The sequence below is a fragment of the Paenibacillus sp. FSL H8-0048 genome (assembly GCF_038002825.1).
Taxonomy (GTDB): Bacteria; Bacillota; Bacilli; order Paenibacillales; family Paenibacillaceae; genus Paenibacillus_AQ.
The window spans coordinates 6,739,799-6,757,885 of record NZ_JBBODF010000001.1 but is presented as its reverse complement, the minus strand read 5'-3'; the positions used below and the strand labels follow the sequence as shown (position 1 = coordinate 6,757,885).

Genomic DNA, 18,087 nt, shown 5'->3' with positions numbered 1-18,087 from the left:
TTCGACATATCTTCGCCACTCCTTTCATCGGCACAGAACAACTCCCTAAACCTGCCGGTTAAAGGAGTTGTTTTAAGATGCTTTTGCAGGCACTAGCCCCTTTTTACTTGCTTTGCGCCTTATAGACACCGCTGGAAAGGGTATACGGCAGCGGCTGATTCGAAGGGTCAGTTGAAAGCTCTACGGATTGAACGTACAGATAAACCACATCTATTGAATAAATTTTTTGGGTCCCTATAACTACAACATATCGGCTGTCCCGGGTGAAATTAATGCCTCCTTGGAAGGTGTAGTCTGTCAACGGGATCCTGCGTGTTGTGAACTCACTGGTCGAGAAGAGGACCAGTTCCTGGGTTCCCTGGATGCAGATCCACCGCTCATCAGGCGAAAGAACTATTGCGAACTGATCATCCGTACCAGGGTAAGTCTCTAGTTTGGTGTTTTTACGAAACCGGGTTATTCCGGTCACATTGTTCTCTGATAATCCGCGCCCCATTACGTAAGAATCGCCATTCTTCAAATGAACCAAGCCTGAGGTTTGAGCAGAGTCCCCTGTGATCCCATAACCAAGAAAATTTATATTACTTAACTCGAGATAATTGTAATAATAGGAAGGTTCATTAGCAGTAAGCCACACCTGTTCATTATCAGGGGTCACTCCCAGAGGATTCGAAAAGGATACATTTTGTGATGAAGGATCCGGTACTTGCATAAGAGGCCCAATGTATACATCCGATTCAATATTATAAAAATAGACTGGCAGCGTGTAATTACCCGAAAAAGGGGTAGAGTATATATAAAAGAAGACATACTTGTTGTCAGGAGAAGCTGCGGAGAATAGAACATTGGTTTGATAATTAAGAGTTTTATAAAAATTTTCATTATTAATATCATATATTAGAGTTTTAGCGCTGGCCTCGTCTGAGATGAAGAGATATCTCTGGTTCGGAAGCAGCAGCAGATCAGAAGCTTTCATTCCGTTCTCCAAAGTGATTGACCTGTCTACTGTCTCCTCCTGTATGTTGAAGCGATACAACATATCGGATACAGCATAGTAGATATAATTCCCGTCAACCGATGCGGCGTAGATGGAATTGGATGGTCTAACGGTGTTATCGTACATCGAGACGGTGCTGATTGAATTCATCCCTGCATCGAAAATTTGAACCCCGCCGGCCGCAAGATAATAAGCTATAGATACACCCGCAAAAGCACCTTCCTGCTCAACCTGTTCCGCGTATAAATAACTGTTCTCCACTCTTAAATCTAAACCATCCTGCACAGGCTGATCTAACTTCACTTGCAAGGAGTATGATCCGGTCCCGCCTGCTCCATAATGCGTCAGACTGAACGGGCAGTCCTCACTGGCCCGCTCTCCGAAGGGGAAGCTATCCGAGCTCTGTTGAATGGAATAGAAGGAGTAGCTTTGAATTATCAGATCATTGAAGAGAACATTGACCACAATAGGAACCCTTATGGCGGTTAAATACGGCAGGAAAGTTACCTGAATATGCCCTTGCAATAACACATTCGCTCCCTCGTTAATGGTAACTTGAGGTAAGGTGAGAACCGACTGAAAGTCATAGGTCAGACCAATGGGGTCTACTGAATACTGATACTGGACAGGTGGAACCGTTGCTCCTGTAATTCCTCGTGCTCCAGTGAATCCGGCAGGGCCGGTAGGACCTTTTTCACCCGTACCGGTCACTCCCCGTTCTCCCGGTAATCCTGTAGTTCCCCGCGGGCCAGTTAATCCTTTGCGGCCTCCGCCTGTTGCTCCTGTTGTAGCCGGGCCAGTGACACCGGTCGCCCCTGCACCCGTCGGCCCCGTCAGGCCGGTCGGACCGGCAGGGCCGGCAGCCCCCCGGTTCCCCCGGTAGCATCCATTCCTGTTGCTCCGGGATCACCAGTTGGACCGGTCATCCCGTACCCTGTCGCCCCCGTTGGCCCATGGAGTCCCCCATCCCCATCAAAGCCTCTGTAGCCCGTTAACCCTGTAGGACCGGTCGGACCAGTCGGGCCGGTTATTCCTGTATCCGCTCTAATTGCGGTTATCGAGGCAATTCCGGCAACAGCCCTTCCTATTAGGGGATTCGCCTTAATGTTACTATAACTAATCACTCGGGCCTGGATGATGTAAGCATACGTTCCCGAATCTCCCGGATGATTGACTGTAACCTGCAGCGTTCTGGCTGCTTCCTCTGTACCGTTATGGGACAACGTGACTAGCTGAGTCTGAACGGGACTGCCGGAGAGGCGGGTCTCCAGCTCAATCCTTAGCTCTGACGGGCCGGTCGTGAGGTTATAGAAGACAAGCGGGATATGGAAAGTTACCTGTGTCTGAGGCTGCGCTGCTGCGATTTCAAGTGTCTCTGCCAGATGAGTAGCTATCCCCGGCATTCCTAAAGGAAGAGACGTAAGATTAGACATAACTCCACCACTCCTTTAAAAGGTGCAAAATCATACATTATCTGGAATAACGGTTGCAGTTAAGGTACCAATGACTGTTACACTCCACTGATCATTTACATCGGCTGTAGTCACTAGATCAAGATACATCGTCGTTGGAGGTCCACTATACATAGCTATAAATGGTATATTTTGTATCATTTGGACTCCTTGTATTCCACTGTAATTCCCATACTGATAGTAGGTATTCCCGTCACTATCGTTGAGAAATAATCCAATCTTCAGACCCTGATTGGGAGACAGTTGAGTATGTGGGCCTGACCAGCGGAGCTCCACACTGCCGGCAATTTGGCAGCGTCCAATATCCGTGGAACTCACCGGAAGTGATACAACTCTAACAGGCATATTAAATTGAGGCAGAGATAAAAATACTGAGTTAATTTTATAGATCAGGGTTGGAATATAGGAACCGTCCGCTGCCGCTCCTGTTGGTCCCTTGGCTCCCGCAGGCCCCGTGGCTCCTGTCTCATTCCCTGATCCGGCCGGACCGGGGGCACCTGTCGCTCCAGTCCAGCCAGTAAATCCTGTATTTCCTGCTGCTCCCACTCCTGTCGCTCCAACAGCTCCGATTCCAGTTCTGCCGGTGGGGCCAATAATACTTCCTCCGGTGACTCCCGTAGCCCCTCTCGGTCCGGGAGATCCTCCATTATATGCAGTTGCTCCCATTGCCCCGGTAGGACCTGTCGCTCCGGCCGCTCCGGGGAGTGAAGGACCAGGATCTCCCGGAAACCCCTCAGGTCCTTGGTAGCCCGTTGGACCAGTCATTCCTGTATTGCCTGTTGGACCCTTAGGACCAATTGGACCCGCTAAGATGACCGGACCCGGGCCGGTCTGCAGCAGCGGCGAGCCAACCCGGATATCTGAAGCGATATTCTGATCAGGCAGCCCTTTCAACCTAAGTTCATATCGATGCACTCCCGCAGGCAACTGATCGCTGAATCTTATGATTGCTTCAGCCTGGATCAAACCTGCAGCGGTGGTCTGCGACTCAACCGTTACAACACCCGCTGCAACAGGCGCATTACCTCTACGCAACTCATAGTCCAGATGCAGCCGATAGTCCCCCGGACTTAGGATATCCAGCAGCACAGGAAGAGCCAACCGTAATTCTGCGTTCGCAATCTGCTGCTCCACATCCGTCCGTATGCCCGTAAGAACCAGCACGTTGCCGCTTCCCAGAAGAAGCGACGAATAGATCTCCGTCACGTACACTCAACTCCTTATACCTAAGATACATTTCTTTGCTGCATAATTAATTCATTGGTACAAGCTCAGTTTCCATCCAGAAACACTTTTGCGGATGCATTGAGCGACGTATAGCTGATTGTTGTGTTAATTGAGCTGTCAAATATCTGCGCTGTCAGTGTATATTCGGTAGGTCCAACCGGCGGATTATCATCGATATCGAAGTAAGCCAACCCGGCAGTCGAGGGAATGGAATTGTCTGCACCGCTGTAGCTGTACCGTAATAACCAGAAATGTGGAGGATTTATGGGTTGACCATTTCGCAGGACTTGATAGATTATAGTATTATAAAAAGAATTGTTAGGCGGATTGCCGAAGCTGATCTGTAGTGCTCCCTCAATAAGGACACAGCGGTCAGCCGCATCGATCTGCAACGGTGGAAGCTTACCAACAACAAGAGCCCCTCGATTTGGGCCTGGATCTTTTACCAGCAAATCATCACTTATGACCACCGGCAAGGATCGGCTGGACCCGGGAGCACCTGTATCTCCGGTCGGTCCGGTTGGGCCGGTAATGCTTGATCCCGGGCCGGTAAGGCCGGTCACTCCCTTGGCTCCACTCGCTCCAGTAGGTCCGGCTGGACCTGGACCTGTTGGACCGGTTGCCCCGATCCCTGTCGCACCGGTTGGGCCGGTAATACCTGGACCGGTCACGCCTGTATACCCTGTTGGCCCTGTGTCACTCCCTAGGTTAATTACAACACCTGTTGCTCCTGTTGCACCCCGCAGCCCTGTTGTTCCTGCAATATTAGTGCTCCCCGGGGACCCAACCGGTCCTTGCGTACCCGTCGTCCCTGTCACCCCCCGGTTGCCGGGATTCCCCGTCTGGCCGGTTGGCCCTGTAGGACCCACCTCTTCAGCCAGCACAGAGGAGGCTTGAATGGATATGGCCGGGACACCCAACAGTGGACTCGACACGATATTCTGATAGGACAACACCCTTAGCTCCAGTTCAAAATGCTGTTCCCCCTGGCCGAAACTGCCAGTGATGCTTGCATTCACATCGGCAGATAAGATACTACCCGCTGAATTAGCGGTGCCTATATAAGGATCGGACAGGGTATGAAGAACCTTACCGTCCTTCAGAACAGACAACTCGATAATTAAGTGATAATTGCCGGACGCAACCGGCTTGAACGACAGTGGTACGCTGAAATCAATTTGGGATAAGGGACGGCCAACTTCCAGCAATACAGGACTACTCAGCCTGACTGCTGCTCCCGGATTTCCCAGTTCAACCGGAATCAATGATGACATATCGTCACAACCCTTCTTTCTCTTTCCTATTTTGCTGCTTCGCAGAAAGGCAGTATTGCCGCAAGCACTTCCACTTCCAGCTTATGCAGCAGCCAGATTGTCCAAGTCCGTTATATAAGATATTTATTTATCTCCACTAAGTCCGGCAACATGGTACCCGCAACGAAGACGCCGAAATTGGATTCTCGACGCCTTGCTGCTCTCCAAATATATTAATTGATTCGGATCAGTTGGATGTTGGCATTAACGGGTATACCTTCTCCGATAGGCTCTCCGGTATCATTGAACAATCCCAAGCCGACCTGGGTTGCGTCTGTCACTACAATAGCTCCGCCGGACACGGTTGCTATAGAAGTATTTGCTATATCTGAGCTTGCACCTCCCCCTTCAACAGCATCAATCCGTGCTCCTGTTAAATCTGTGGTATATAACTGGAAAACCATCGGGCCAGCAGGGTCAAGGGGGTTCTGCCCACTGACATAAAATTGCACAAAAATAGTAGAATTCACCGGTAGTACAAAGAAATTACCAATATTCGTATCAAGAATAATATTTCCGCTCTGCGGACCTGGTTCATTCCATATCACTGCATCAGGTGAACCCACAGTAGCTTCGCTGGCTACTGCAGAACTATAGTCGGCAAAGAAGGCGTCTCCTGTATCACCAGTCGCCCCGGTTAAGCCGGTTAAGCCGGTTAAGCCGGTTAAGCCGGTTAAGCCAGTTAAGCCGGTTAAGCCGGTAAGCCCGGTTAAGCCGGTAAGCCCGGTTAAGCCGGTTAAGCCGGTAAGCCCGGTTAAGCCGGTTAAGCCGGTAAGCCCGGTTAAACCCATGTCACCAGTCTCTCCGGTCTCTCCAGTCAGCCCAGTAAAACCTGTGATTCCCGTCTGTCCGGTTAAGCCGGTAAGTCCCGTCTCTCCCGTTTGCCCAGTGGGGCCTATTGGACCTTGTTCTCCGGCAATACCTTGAGCTCCTACGGGTCCTGGAGGGCCACCCGGATCCCCCGTCACACCGGTTGCCCCTGTGGGACCTACCATTATAGAAGCTGAGAGTACTGTTTCCAGCTTATTGGTAAGAATAAATTCCTTCTTGACAATGTCGCGCATCATATTTCTTACACTATCATTCATAGCCAGCACTTCGCCAATCGTCGCCTCGGGAGCTGTAACCCCGGGTAAGGTGCCCAGGATATATTGCAGCTTCTCTCCTTCGGCATTAATGATATGGCTAAGCCCTAATTCTTCCATCGCAATGGACGACAGCAGCAGGTTGACAGCATCATCCCTACTAATGTTTATCGTTGGGGTGATATTAGGCAGGTTCGCCTGAGACATGGAATCAACTCCTCTGTATTAAGATGGGTTAGAGCAATTTAATGATTGAGATGGTAGCAGAGAGATTGGTGAGATCGTCCCCCAAATTTGACACTACCAGTGTATTAGGATTCTCGGCTGTAACTGTGGGAAAGACGCTTCCGCCCTTCACTACATTTGGAGCTCCTAGAATAGCGGATGTTGCCTGACTTCCATCAATGCCGGTTCCGTTGAGAAGCAGCCCGAGGTCCATCCCGGCGCCTGCTGCAGAAACTGCATTTGCTGAATATTGGACATAGTATAGCGCAGGCTCATTTACACCCCCCACATCATTATTCAGTAAATTAAATGTTCCTGCTCCAGCACGAAAGATGCTCGTACCTGAATTAGCTCCGTCATCGGTAAACACCACTGGATCACCTGCAGTTACAGTTGCTCCAGTAACATAAGATACCAGCCGGTCTATTTCAGGCACACCGGAGACGCCAGGTAAGCCTGTAGCACCGGTAAGACCAGTCGCTCCGGTTGCGCCCGTTTCCCCGGTCAGACCCATTAACCCTGTCAGACCCGTGGCACCCGTTTGCCCTGTAAGTCCAGTTTCTCCTGTTAGACCAGTAGCTCCGGTTAGACCCGTAAGCCCGGTCATGCCAGTCACACCAGTCACTCCTGTTTCACCTGTGAGACCTGTGGTTCCGGTTAAACCTGGCAGACCGGTTAGACCAATAGCGCCGGTGGGGCCGGTCACCCCTGTAGCACCCTCATCTCCGGTGTCTCCAGTTACACCGGGCAGGCCTCTTGGACCTGGTGGACCTTCGTCTGGACCTGTTGGTCCGGTTACTCCGGTAGCCCCGTAATCCACAGGTGCTGCAAGCAGACTCTCTAGTTGGCTGGTCTGTAACCAAGCACTTTTAACCGTCTCCCCCAGCATATTCCTTATGCTTGAAGTAATGTCCTGAAGATTGGAAATGTTCACGACCGGAGCGGTTACTCCAGGAAGAGTACCCAGTGCATATTGCAGCTTCTCTCCTTCTGCATTAATGACATGGCTAAGTCCCAGTTCTTCCATCGCGATTGCCGATAGCATCATATTGATAGCGTCATTTCTGGTGAGAGAAATGGTTGGTGTAATATTCGGCAGATTGGCTTGAGACAAATCAATCCTCTCCTTTCTTGATTAGAATAGTCCATCATATGCCGTTCAGAATAAATGGTTCGTTAATCCGTCCAAGCTATTTAAGGAAAATCCCTTTTTTCTTTCTTAATGTTTAATAAAGGAACAAAACGCCTGCGGCATCACTATTATGGTCGGTTTTTCAACCACATCCGGCTCACGCGCCTACGCGCACAACTTATTCAATCCAACGAACATCATAATTCCTGATCAACAAGTAGAAACAGCTTTGCCGTCCTTTTAAGGACGGTATCATTTCAGCGAGAAATATAAGGATAAGTTATCGTGTGAAACATATTCATTCTTTTATTTGAACAAAATCACCCTAACGGGTGAATAAGATTACCTGCGAGCGAACACAATGTATGCTGTTTTAGCCATACATTCGGTCCATTTCCCTGCTTGCGGGCACAATGTATGCTGTTTTAGCCATACATTCGGTCCATTTCCCTGCTTGCGGGCACAATGTATGCTGTTTTAGCCATACATTCGGTCCATTTCCCTGCTTGCGGGCACAATGTATGCTGTTTTAGCCATACATTCGGTCCATTTCCCTGCTTGCGGGGGTAGCGTCAAGAAGTTTGTGTAAGAGAGTAGAAGTACCTCCCCGGGGTTACGGGTTGGGGTGTAGTGTTTCTGGGGGGAGGGGGAACCCCGACCCCCAGAAACTGGATTTCTCTGCTATGTCTCTTCCGGTGTGGGCAAAGAGGGATAGCGTGTTTCGAATAGCTCTTTTAGCTTCTTTTTAACGGCATCCATGCCAAAGCCTTGGGCGACCCGCCCTGCATGACGTTCATTGTATTCCAGCATCTCCAGGTACACGATTTTCTCTGCCGCATCCATGTTCGTCAGACTGTTCATCGGTTTCAGACGCTTGCGGATTTCCTTGTTCATCCGTTCGATGGGGTTCGACGTGTAGATCGCTTTACGGATCGATTCCGGATACTTGTAGAACGTCAGGAGTGTGGATAACTGTTCCTCCCAGGACCTCATTTCCTTCGGATATAGCTTGTTCCACTTCGCTTTGACCGTATCAAAGTTAGCCCGGGCTACCACTTCATCCGGTGCGGTATATACGGTTTTCAACGCTTCAAGGACATCAGTTTTGTGCTCCATCCGGATTTTAGGGAACGTGGCCCGCACTTTGTGCACTACGCAATGCTGTACATCTGCCTGAGGATAGGTCTCTTTAAACGCCGCATCCAGCCCCGGTAGTCCGTCAAACACACCCAGCAGGACTTCCTGCGCTCCGCGGTCGTACAGGTCTTTGAGTACCTCCCGCCAGCCATTCGAACTCTCTTGGCCGCCCACGTAAAACCCGAGAATTTGACGCTGTCCCTCCTCGTCAATCCCCATCGCAAAGTAGACCACTTCGCCACGGACCGTGCCCCGTTTCAGCTTCACGTACAGCCCATCCAAGTAGATCACGGAGTACCGTTTGCTCAGGGGCCGTTTCTGCCACTGGTGGATATCGTCCAGCACCGTAGCCGTAATATTGCTGACCGTGGTGGGGGAGTAGTGGCTGCCAAACATACTTTCAATGAACCGGGCCACATCCCGCGTACCCATGCCCGATTTGTACATTTGGATGACGGCCTCTTCTAACCATCCGTCCCGCCGCTGGTACGGCTCAAACATCTGCGTCTGGAAAAGGCTTTGGCGGTCCCGGGGCACCTGAAGATCCTCGATATGGCCGTATTTCGTGTGTAAGTCTCGCGTATAGTAGCCATTGCGACTATTGCTGGCACCGGCTTCTTCACTGTCCATAAACCCCTGGATTTCGGCGCGCAACAGGCGTTCCATGTTGTCTTTCACAAAATCTTTAACAAGTTTTTCAAATAGATTATTCAGAGAACTTTCGGGTAAAATACTCATTGGTAGGGTTCCTCCTTGGTGGTTTCGCAATCCCGAGGATACCCTACTTTTTTGGTGTCTGACTAGACTCCAAATCTTGGTACACAACTTACTTTACGCCATCCTTGCGGGCACAATGTATGCTGTTTTTCGCATACATTTGGTTCATAGGCCGTTGTACCCTCCCATTCTATAGGTTCTAAGCCTACCTCCGAATCATTCCAAGAGCTCTTATCCACAAATCTACACACACCTCTGCCGCAGCAGCAGGAAACTATAGTTTCCTATACAATAAAAAAGTCAAGATCAGCTTAGTTTCATGCTGATCCTGACTGAACGCTTAGATTACATAATCAAATTCATATTCATATTTATTGTTACTTTAACCAAGTAGAACTATTGTAACTTTAGCCGCGAAAAACGCATTAGGCATTCCTGTGGCTCTACTGGTTACAGAAGTTCCCTCATACATAAGGGCTAGTTGGATTGTTGTGGGTTCATCCGCTTCAAGGATATAGGTTCCATGTACTATAGAAGCAACGTTGTTCATTGGAGCGGCAATTTGAGACAAAGATTCCGGCATGCCGTCTAATAAAAGTTCCAGACCAGCCGGTCTGATATCACTAGACTGAATATTGGCCTGATACATGATTAGATAGCTTCCGCTTTGGACAACAAATGCATCTGTATCCGTACTATCCGGACCTATAGCATCACCACTGCTGGATGTATTAACGTAAGTGAAATGAGGAATAGGAAAATGATCACTGGTTGCTACAGCCACGGGTTCATAAAAAGCAAATTGTGCATAGCTTCGGGACATGGAACCCGTCGGGCCCACTATCCCAATCCCGGTAGGTCCTGTAGCACCTGTATATCCCGTAGCTCCAACTGGACCTGCCAGCCCGGTCGTCCCTGTTGGGCCTGCATACCCGGTGGTTCCTGTCGGGCCTGATAATCCGGTAATGCCGGTTGGACCTGTGAATCCAGTCGCTCCGGTTAGACCGGTATATCCCGTAGCTCCTGTTCGACCGTCATCGCCGTTATTTCCATTTGCGCCGTCAATTCCCTTTTTCCCCTGTGGTCCTGTTGTTCCTGTTGGTCCAGTAGCCCCTGTAGTTCCTGTTGGCCCTGTTAGTCCTGTTGCACCTGTCTCTCCTGTTTCGACAATACTTAATCCCGTAGCCCCTGGAGGACCCGTCGTACCCGTAGCCCCTGTTAACCCGGTGAGTCCTGTTGAACCTGTGATTCCCGTCGTGCCGATCGGACCGTCCAGTCCCGTCGTTCCTACCGGTCCATCTACACCCGTCGTGCCCACCGGACCATCGAACCCTGTTGTGCCTACTGGACCATCCAGTCCCGTTGTACCGACCGGACCATCAAGTCCCGTCGTTCCCACTGGACCATCGAGTCCCGTCGTTCCCACTGGACCATCCAGTCCCGTCGTTCCGACCGGACCGTCCAGACCTGTCGTACCCACCGGGCCGTCCAAACCTGTCGTACCCACCGGGCCGTCTAAACCTGTTGTGCCCACTGGACCGTCTAGACCTGTCGTGCCCACCGGACCATCCAGTCCTGTTGTACCTACTGGACCATCGAACCCTGTTGTGCCCACTGGACCGTCGAGTCCCGTCGTTCCTACTGGACCGTCTAAACCTGTTGTGCCCACCGGGCCATCCAGTCCCGTCGTGCCCACCGGGCCATCCAGTCCCGTCGTGCCCACCGGACCATCCAGTCCCGTCGTGCCCACCGGACCGTCGAGTCCTGTCGTGCCCACTGGACCGTCTAAACCTGTCGTGCCCACTGGACCGTCTAGACCTGTCGTGCCCACCGGACCATCCAGTCCCGTTGTGCCCACTGGACCATCCAGTCCCGTCGTGCCCACCGGGCCATCCAGTCCCGTCGTGCCCACCGGACCATCCAGTCCCGTCGTGCCCACTGGACCGTCTAGACCTGTCGTGCCCACTGGACCGTCTAGACCTGTCGTGCCCACTGGACCGTCTAGACCTGTCGTGCCCACTGGACCGTCTAGACCTGTCGTGCCCACTGGACCGTCTAGACCTGTCGTGCCCACCGGGCCATCCAGACCCGTTGTGCCCACTGGACCATCCAGTCCCGTCGTGCCCACCGGACCGTCTAATCCTGTTGTGCCCACTGGACCGTCGAGTCCTGTCGTGCCCACCGGGCCATCCAGACCCGTCGTGCCCACTGGACCGTCTAGACCTGTCGTGCCCACCGGACCGTCTAACCCTGTCGTGCCCACTGGACCGTCCAGTCCTGTTGTGCCCACCGGACCGTCTAACCCTGTCGTGCCCACCGGGCCATCCAAACCTGTTGTGCCCACTGGACCGTCGAGTCCCGTTGTGCCCACCGGGCCGTCGAGTCCCGTCGTTCCTACTGGTCCATCTAGACCTGTCGTGCCCACTGGACCGTCCAGTCCTGTTGTGCCCACCGGACCGTCTAAACCTGTTGTGCCCACCGGGCCATCCAAACCTGTTGTGCCCACTGGACCGTCGAGTCCCGTTGTGCCCACTGGACCATCTAAACCTGTTGTACCAACCGGACCGTCTAGACCTGTCGTGCCGACTGGACCGTCCAGACCCGTTGTTCCCACTGGGCCATCCAGTCCCGTCGTGCCCACTGGACCGTCTAGACCTGTCGTGCCCACTGGACCGTCTAGACCTGTCGTGCCCACCGGGCCATCCAGACCCGTTGTGCCCACTGGACCATCCAGTCCCGTCGTGCCCACCGGACCGTCTAAACCTGTTGTGCCCACTGGACCGTCTAGACCTGTCGTTCCCACTGGGCCATCCAGTCCCGTCGTGCCCACTGGACCGTCGAGTCCCGTCGTGCCTACCGGTCCGTCCAGTCCCGTCGTGCCCACCGGACCGTCCAGACCCGTCGTTCCTACCGGACCATCTAACCCTGTTGTGCCCACCGGGCCGTCCAGTCCCGTCGTGCCCACCGGTCCGTCTAAACCTGTTGTGCCGACTGGACCATCCAGACCCGTCGTGCCGACTGGACCATCCAGTCCCGTTGTACCTACTGGACCATCCAGTCCCGTTGTACCGACCGGACCATCCAGTCCCGTCGTTCCCACTGGGCCATCCAGTCCTGTTGTCCCCACCGGGCCGTCGAGTCCCGTCGTTCCTACCGGGCCGTCGAGTCCCGTCGTTCCTACTGGTCCATCTAGACCTGTTGTGCCCACTGGACCGTCTAACCCTGTTGTGCCCACCGGACCATCCAGTCCTGTTGTGCCCACCGGACCGTCCAGACCTGTCGTTCCCACTGGACCATCCAGTCCCGTTGTACCGACCGGACCATCCAGTCCCGTCGTTCCCACCGGACCGTCCAGACCTGTTGTGCCCACCGGACCATCCAGACCTGTCGTCCCCACTGGACCGTCGAGTCCCGTTGTACCTACTGGACCGTCCAGTCCCGTCGTTCCCACCGGACCGTCTAAACCTGTCGTACCGACTGGACCATCTAACCCTGTTGTGCCCACTGGACCGTCCAGACCTGTCGTTCCCACTGGGCCATCCAGTCCAGTCGTGCCCACCGGGCCGTCCAGTCCCGTCGTTCCTACTGGACCGTCTAAACCTGTTGTCCCCACTGGTCCATCCAGTCCTGTTGTGCCCACCGGACCGTCGAGTCCTGTTGTGCCCACTGGACCGTCTAGACCCGTCGTGCCTACCGGTCCATCCAGTCCCGTCGTGCCCACCGGACCATCTAAACCTGTTGTCCCCACTGGACCGTCTAGACCCGTCGTGCCTACCGGTCCATCCAGGCCTGTTGTTCCGACTGGACCGTCCAATCCCGTCGTTCCTACCGGACCGTCCAGACCTGTTGTGCCCACCGGACCGTCCAGTCCCGTCGTTCCTACCGGACCATCCAGTCCCGTCGTGCCCACCGGACCGTCTACACCCGTCGTGCCCACCGGACCATCTAACCCTGTTGTGCCCACCGGACCATCCAGTCCTGTTGTGCCCACCGGACCGTCCAGACCTGTCGTTCCCACTGGGCCATCCAGTCCCGTTGTGCCCACCGGGCCATCCAGTCCTGTTGTCCCCACTGGGCCATCCAGTCCCGTCGTGCCCACCGGGCCGTCCAGCCCCGTCGTTCCTACCGGTCCATCCAGTCCCGTCGTGCCCACCGGACCATCCAGTCCCGTCGTGCCTACTGGTCCATCCAGTCCCGTTGTGCCCACCGGACCATCCAGTCCTGTTGTTCCGACTGGACCGTCTAAACCTGTTGTTCCCACCGGACCGTCGAGTCCTGTTGTTCCGACTGGACCATCCAGTCCTGTCGTTCCGACTGGACCATCTAACCCTGTCGTGCCCACCGGGCCATCCAGTCCTGTTGTTCCGACTGGACCATCTAAACCTGTCGTGCCCACCGGGCCATCCAGTCCTGTTGTTCCGACTGGACCGTCCAGTCCCGTTGTGCCCACTGGGCCATCCAGTCCTGTCGTACCCACCGGACCGTCCAGACCTGTCGTGCCCATTGGACCCTCCAGTCCCGTCGTGCCCACCGGACCATCCAGACCTGTCGTGCCCACCGGACCGTCTAACCCTGTTGTTCCTACCGGACCATCTAAACCTGTCGTGCCCACCGGACCATCCAGACCCGTCGTTCCGACTGGACCGTCAAGACCTGTCGTGCCCACCGGACCGTCGAGACCTGTCGTGCCCACCGGACCGTCTAACCCTGTTGTGCCCACTGGACCGTCGAGTCCCGTCGTACCGACTGGACCATCTAAACCTGTCGTGCCCACCGGGCCATCCAGTCCTGTTGTTCCGACTGGACCATCTAAACCTGTCGTGCCCACCGGGCCATCCAGTCCTGTTGTTCCGACTGGACCATCTAAACCTGTCGTGCCCACCGGGCCATCCAGTCCTGTTGTTCCGACTGGACCGTCTAGTCCTGTTGTTCCCACCGGACCGTCGAGTCCTGTTGTTCCGACTGGGCCGTCTAAACCTGTTGTTCCGACTGGACCGTCGAGTCCTGTTGTTCCGACTGGGCCGTCTAAACCTGTCGTTCCGACTGGACCATCCAGTCCTGTCGTTCCGACTGGACCATCCAGTCCTGTTGTTCCGACTGGACCATCCAGTCCTGTCGTTCCTACCGGACCGTCTAAACCTGTCGTGCCCACCGGACCGTCCAGACCTGTCGTGCCCACCGGACCGTCCAGACCTGTCGTGCCCACTGGACCGTCCAGTCCCGTCGTGCCCACCGGACCGTCCAGACCTGTCGTGCCCACTGGACCGTCTAAACCTGTTGTTCCGACTGGACCATCCAGACCTGTCGTTCCTACCGGACCGTCGAGTCCCGTCGTGCCCACCGGACCGTCCAGACCTGTCGTGCCCACTGGACCGTCTAAACCTGTTGTTCCGACTGGACCATCCAGACCTGTTGTTCCGACTGGACCATCTAACCCTGTCGTTCCTACCGGACCGTCTAAACCTGTCGTGCCCACCGGACCGTCCAGACCTGTCGTGCCCACTGGACCGTCTAAACCTGTTGTTCCGACTGGACCATCCAGACCTGTCGTTCCTACCGGACCGTCGAGTCCCGTCGTGCCCACCGGACCGTCTAGACCTGTTGTGCCGACCGGACCATCCAAACCTGTTGTGCCCACTGGACCGTCGAGTCCTGTTGTTCCGACTGGACCATCCAGACCTGTCGTTCCGACTGGACCGTCGAGTCCCGTCGTGCCCACCGGACCGTCGAGTCCCGTCGTGCCCACCGGACCGTCCAGACCTGTCGTGCCCACTGGACCGTCTAAACCTGTTGTTCCGACTGGACCATCCAGACCTGTTGTTCCGACTGGACCATCCAGACCTGTCGTTCCTACCGGACCGTCGAGTCCCGTCGTGCCCACCGGACCGTCTAGACCTGTTGTGCCGACCGGACCATCCAAACCTGTTGTGCCCACTGGACCGTCGAGTCCTGTTGTTCCGACTGGACCATCCAGACCTGTCGTTCCGACTGGACCGTCGAGTCCCGTCGTGCCCACCGGGCCATCCAGTCCCGTCGTGCCTACTGGACCATCCAGTCCCGTCGTGCCCACCGGACCGTCGAGTCCAGTCGTTCCTACCGGACCATCAAGTCCCGTCGTGCCCACCGGGCCATCCAGTCCCGTCGTGCCTACTGGACCATCCAGTCCCGTCGTGCCTACTGGACCATCCAGTCCCGTCGTGCCTACTGGACCATCCAGTCCCGTCGTGCCTACTGGACCATCCAGTCCCGTCGTTCCCACAGGACCATCCAGTCCTGTCGTGCCCACCGGGCCATCCAGTCCTGTCGTGCCCACCGGGCCATCGAGTCCCGTCGTTCCTACTGGACCGTCGAGTCCCGTCGTTCCGACTGGACCGTCCAGACCTGTCGTTCCGACTGGACCGTCGAGTCCCGTCGTGCCCACCGGACCATCCAGTCCTGTCGTGCCCACCGGTCCATCGAGTCCCGTCGTTCCTACTGGACCGTCGAGTCCCGTCGTGCCTACCGGACCGTCCAGTCCTGTTGTGCCCACTGGACCATCTAACCCCGTCGTGCCCACCGGACCGTCGAGTCCAGTCGTTCCTACCGGACCATCCAGTCCCGTCGTGCCCACCGGGCCATCCAGTCCCGTCGTGCCTACTGGACCATCCAGTCCCGTCGTTCCCACAGGACCATCCAGTCCTGTCGTGCCCACCGGGCCATCCAGTCCTGTCGTGCCCACCGGGCCATCGAGTCCCGTCGTTCCTACTGGACCGTCGAGTCCCGTCGTTCCGACTGGACCGTCCAGACCTGTCGTTCCGACTGGACCGTCAAGTCCCGTCGTGCCCACCGGACCATCCAGTCCTGTCGTGCCCACCGGTCCATCGAGTCCCGTCGTGCCTACTGGACCGTCGAGTCCCGTCGTGCCTACCGGACCGTCCAGTCCTGTCGTGCCCACCGGACCATCCAGACCCGTCGTGCCCACTGGACCGTCAAGTCCCGTCGTTCCTACTGGACCATCTAACCCTGTCGTGCCCACCGGACCGTCCAGACCTGTCGTTCCGACCGGGCCGTCGAGTCCCGTCGTGCCCACTGGACCATCTAACCCTGTTGTGCCCACTGGACCATCTAGACCTGTCGTGCCCACCGGGCCATCCAGTCCCGTCGTGCCCACCGGGCCATCCAGTCCCGTCGTGCCTACTGGACCATCCAGTCCCGTCGTTCCCACAGGACCATCCAGTCCTGTCGTGCCCACTGGACCATCTAACCCTGTCGTGCCGACTGGACCATCTAACCCTGTTGTGCCCACTGGACCATCTAGACCTGTCGTGCCCACCGGACCGTCCAGTCCCGTCGTGCCCACCGGACCATCTAACCCCGTCGTGCCGACTGGACCGTCAAGTCCCGTCGTGCCCACCGGACCTTCCAGTCCCGTCGTGCCCACCGGACCATCTAACCCTGTCGTTCCTACTGGACCGTCCAGTCCCGTCGTGCCCACTGGACCATCCAGTCCCGTCGTTCCTACCGGACCATCAAGTCCCGTCGTGCCCACCGAGCCATCCAGTCCCGTCGTGCCTACTGGACCATCCAGTCCCGTCGTGCCGACCGGACCATCTAACCCTGTCGTGCCCACCGGACCCTCTAACCCTGTCGTTCCGACTGGACCATCTAACCCTGTCGTGCCCACTGCACCCGACGGTCCAGTGGTTCCTATCGAGCCTGTAGTCCCTGTTCTCCCTCCCGGTCCTGTTGACCCTCTCGGACCTTGAGCACCCGGTCCTACTGGTCCGGTGGTACCTTGAGGCCCTGTAGTCCCTGGAGGTCCTGTTGTTCCTCTAGGTCCTGTAGGTCCAACCCCCATATGCTTTCAACTCCTCGCAATGATGATGGATATATCTTTTACCGTAAGAGAATTAAGAAACGAATACACTTCGGTTCTAAGGAAGGTATCCGTTTCAAATTTAATAATAAGTAGTCATTTAAATTAATTTAGGGCAAAAATAGTGACAGCAGCATATTGGAATGCTTGTGCGACAGTTTGCACATTGGTTGCTGTAGACGTACCTTGGTCTCGAAGCACTACCTGCAGATCAGTAATCGGTCCATTCGTTGCATCTATAATTCGGACAACTGACACCGGACTAATCAATCTAGTCGGATCACCAATTGCACCCGAATAAAAAATGGATGAATTATCTAGCGATCCCTCATAGTAAAGTGCAAGGCCAGGAGCAGTTGTTGCTGTATATCTTATAGATGCTTGATATGAGATGTAGTACATATGGCCGCCTGGCAGAGAAAAGGTACTACCTCCAGAAAGTCCTATAGACTCACCGGGATCTGAATTAGCTCTTTGGAAACTCCCAATTGGCGTGTTAGCAGCGGAAGCTACTGTACTGCTATTGCTCAAGAATGTTCCAAAAATAGCTGAAATGGAACCAGTTGCTCCCGGACTTCCCGGACTTCCTGGTGCCCCCGTAGTTCCCGCTGCTCCCGGACCTCCTGGTAACCCCGTAGTTCCCGCTGGTCCCACACCTCCTGGTAACCCCGTAGTTCCCGCTGGTCCCACACCTCCTGGTGCCCCCGTAGTTCCCGCTGGTCCTACACCTCCTGGGAATCCCGTAGTTCCCGCTGGCCCCGAACCTCCTGGGAATCCCGTAGTCCCGGCTGGTCCCACACCTCCTGGTAACCCCGTAGTCCCGGCTGGTCCCACACCTCCTGGTATCCCCGTAGTTCCCGCTGGTCCCGGACCTCCTGGTAATCCTGTAGTTCCGGTTGCTCCCGAACCTCCTGGTAATCCCGTAGT

General features: G+C 55.0%; 8 protein-coding genes. All 8 read right to left on the bottom strand.

Features of this window, described 5'->3' with window-relative positions; genetic code table 11:
* Positions 1–103: 103 nt before the first annotated feature.
* Positions 104–1,708, bottom strand: coding sequence for a hypothetical protein (locus NSU18_RS32465; RefSeq protein ID WP_445321830.1), 1,605 nt, complete (start codon positions 1,706–1,708; stop codon positions 104–106).
* Positions 1,709–1,830: 122 nt separating this feature from the next.
* Complete coding sequence (locus NSU18_RS32460) at positions 1,831–2,430, bottom strand: hypothetical protein (protein ID WP_445321829.1); 600 nt, start codon at positions 2,428–2,430, stop codon at positions 1,831–1,833.
* A 30-nt stretch (positions 2,431–2,460) separates the two neighbouring features.
* A complete protein-coding gene (locus NSU18_RS29280) occupies positions 2,461–3,675 on the bottom strand; it encodes a hypothetical protein (protein WP_341150717.1) in 1,215 nt (404 codons plus the stop codon).
* A 65-nt stretch (positions 3,676–3,740) separates the two neighbouring features.
* Positions 3,741–4,970 carry a hypothetical protein gene (locus tag NSU18_RS29275; protein ID WP_341150716.1) on the bottom strand — a complete coding sequence of 410 codons (1,230 nt, stop codon included), beginning with the start codon at positions 4,968–4,970 and terminating at the stop codon, positions 3,741–3,743.
* Between the two features lie 212 nt (positions 4,971–5,182).
* Positions 5,183–6,301, bottom strand: a complete 1,119-nt coding sequence (locus NSU18_RS29270; RefSeq protein WP_341017779.1) for a hypothetical protein — start codon at positions 6,299–6,301, stop codon at positions 5,183–5,185.
* Positions 6,302–6,329: 28 nt separating this feature from the next.
* The gene (locus NSU18_RS29265; RefSeq protein ID WP_341017778.1) at positions 6,330–7,433 is read right to left on the bottom strand and encodes a hypothetical protein; all 1,104 of its coding nucleotides are present in this window, start codon (positions 7,431–7,433) and stop codon (positions 6,330–6,332) included.
* A gap of 699 nt (positions 7,434–8,132) precedes the next feature.
* Positions 8,133–9,326: an IS256 family transposase gene (locus NSU18_RS29260; RefSeq protein ID WP_341149639.1), complete on the bottom strand. Its 1,194-nt coding sequence runs from the start codon at positions 9,324–9,326 to the stop codon at positions 8,133–8,135.
* Positions 9,327–9,687: 361 nt separating this feature from the next.
* A complete protein-coding gene (locus tag NSU18_RS29255; protein WP_341150715.1) occupies positions 9,688–17,142 on the bottom strand; it encodes a hypothetical protein in 7,455 nt (2,484 codons plus the stop codon).
* Between the last annotated feature and the right edge of the window lie 945 nt (positions 17,143–18,087).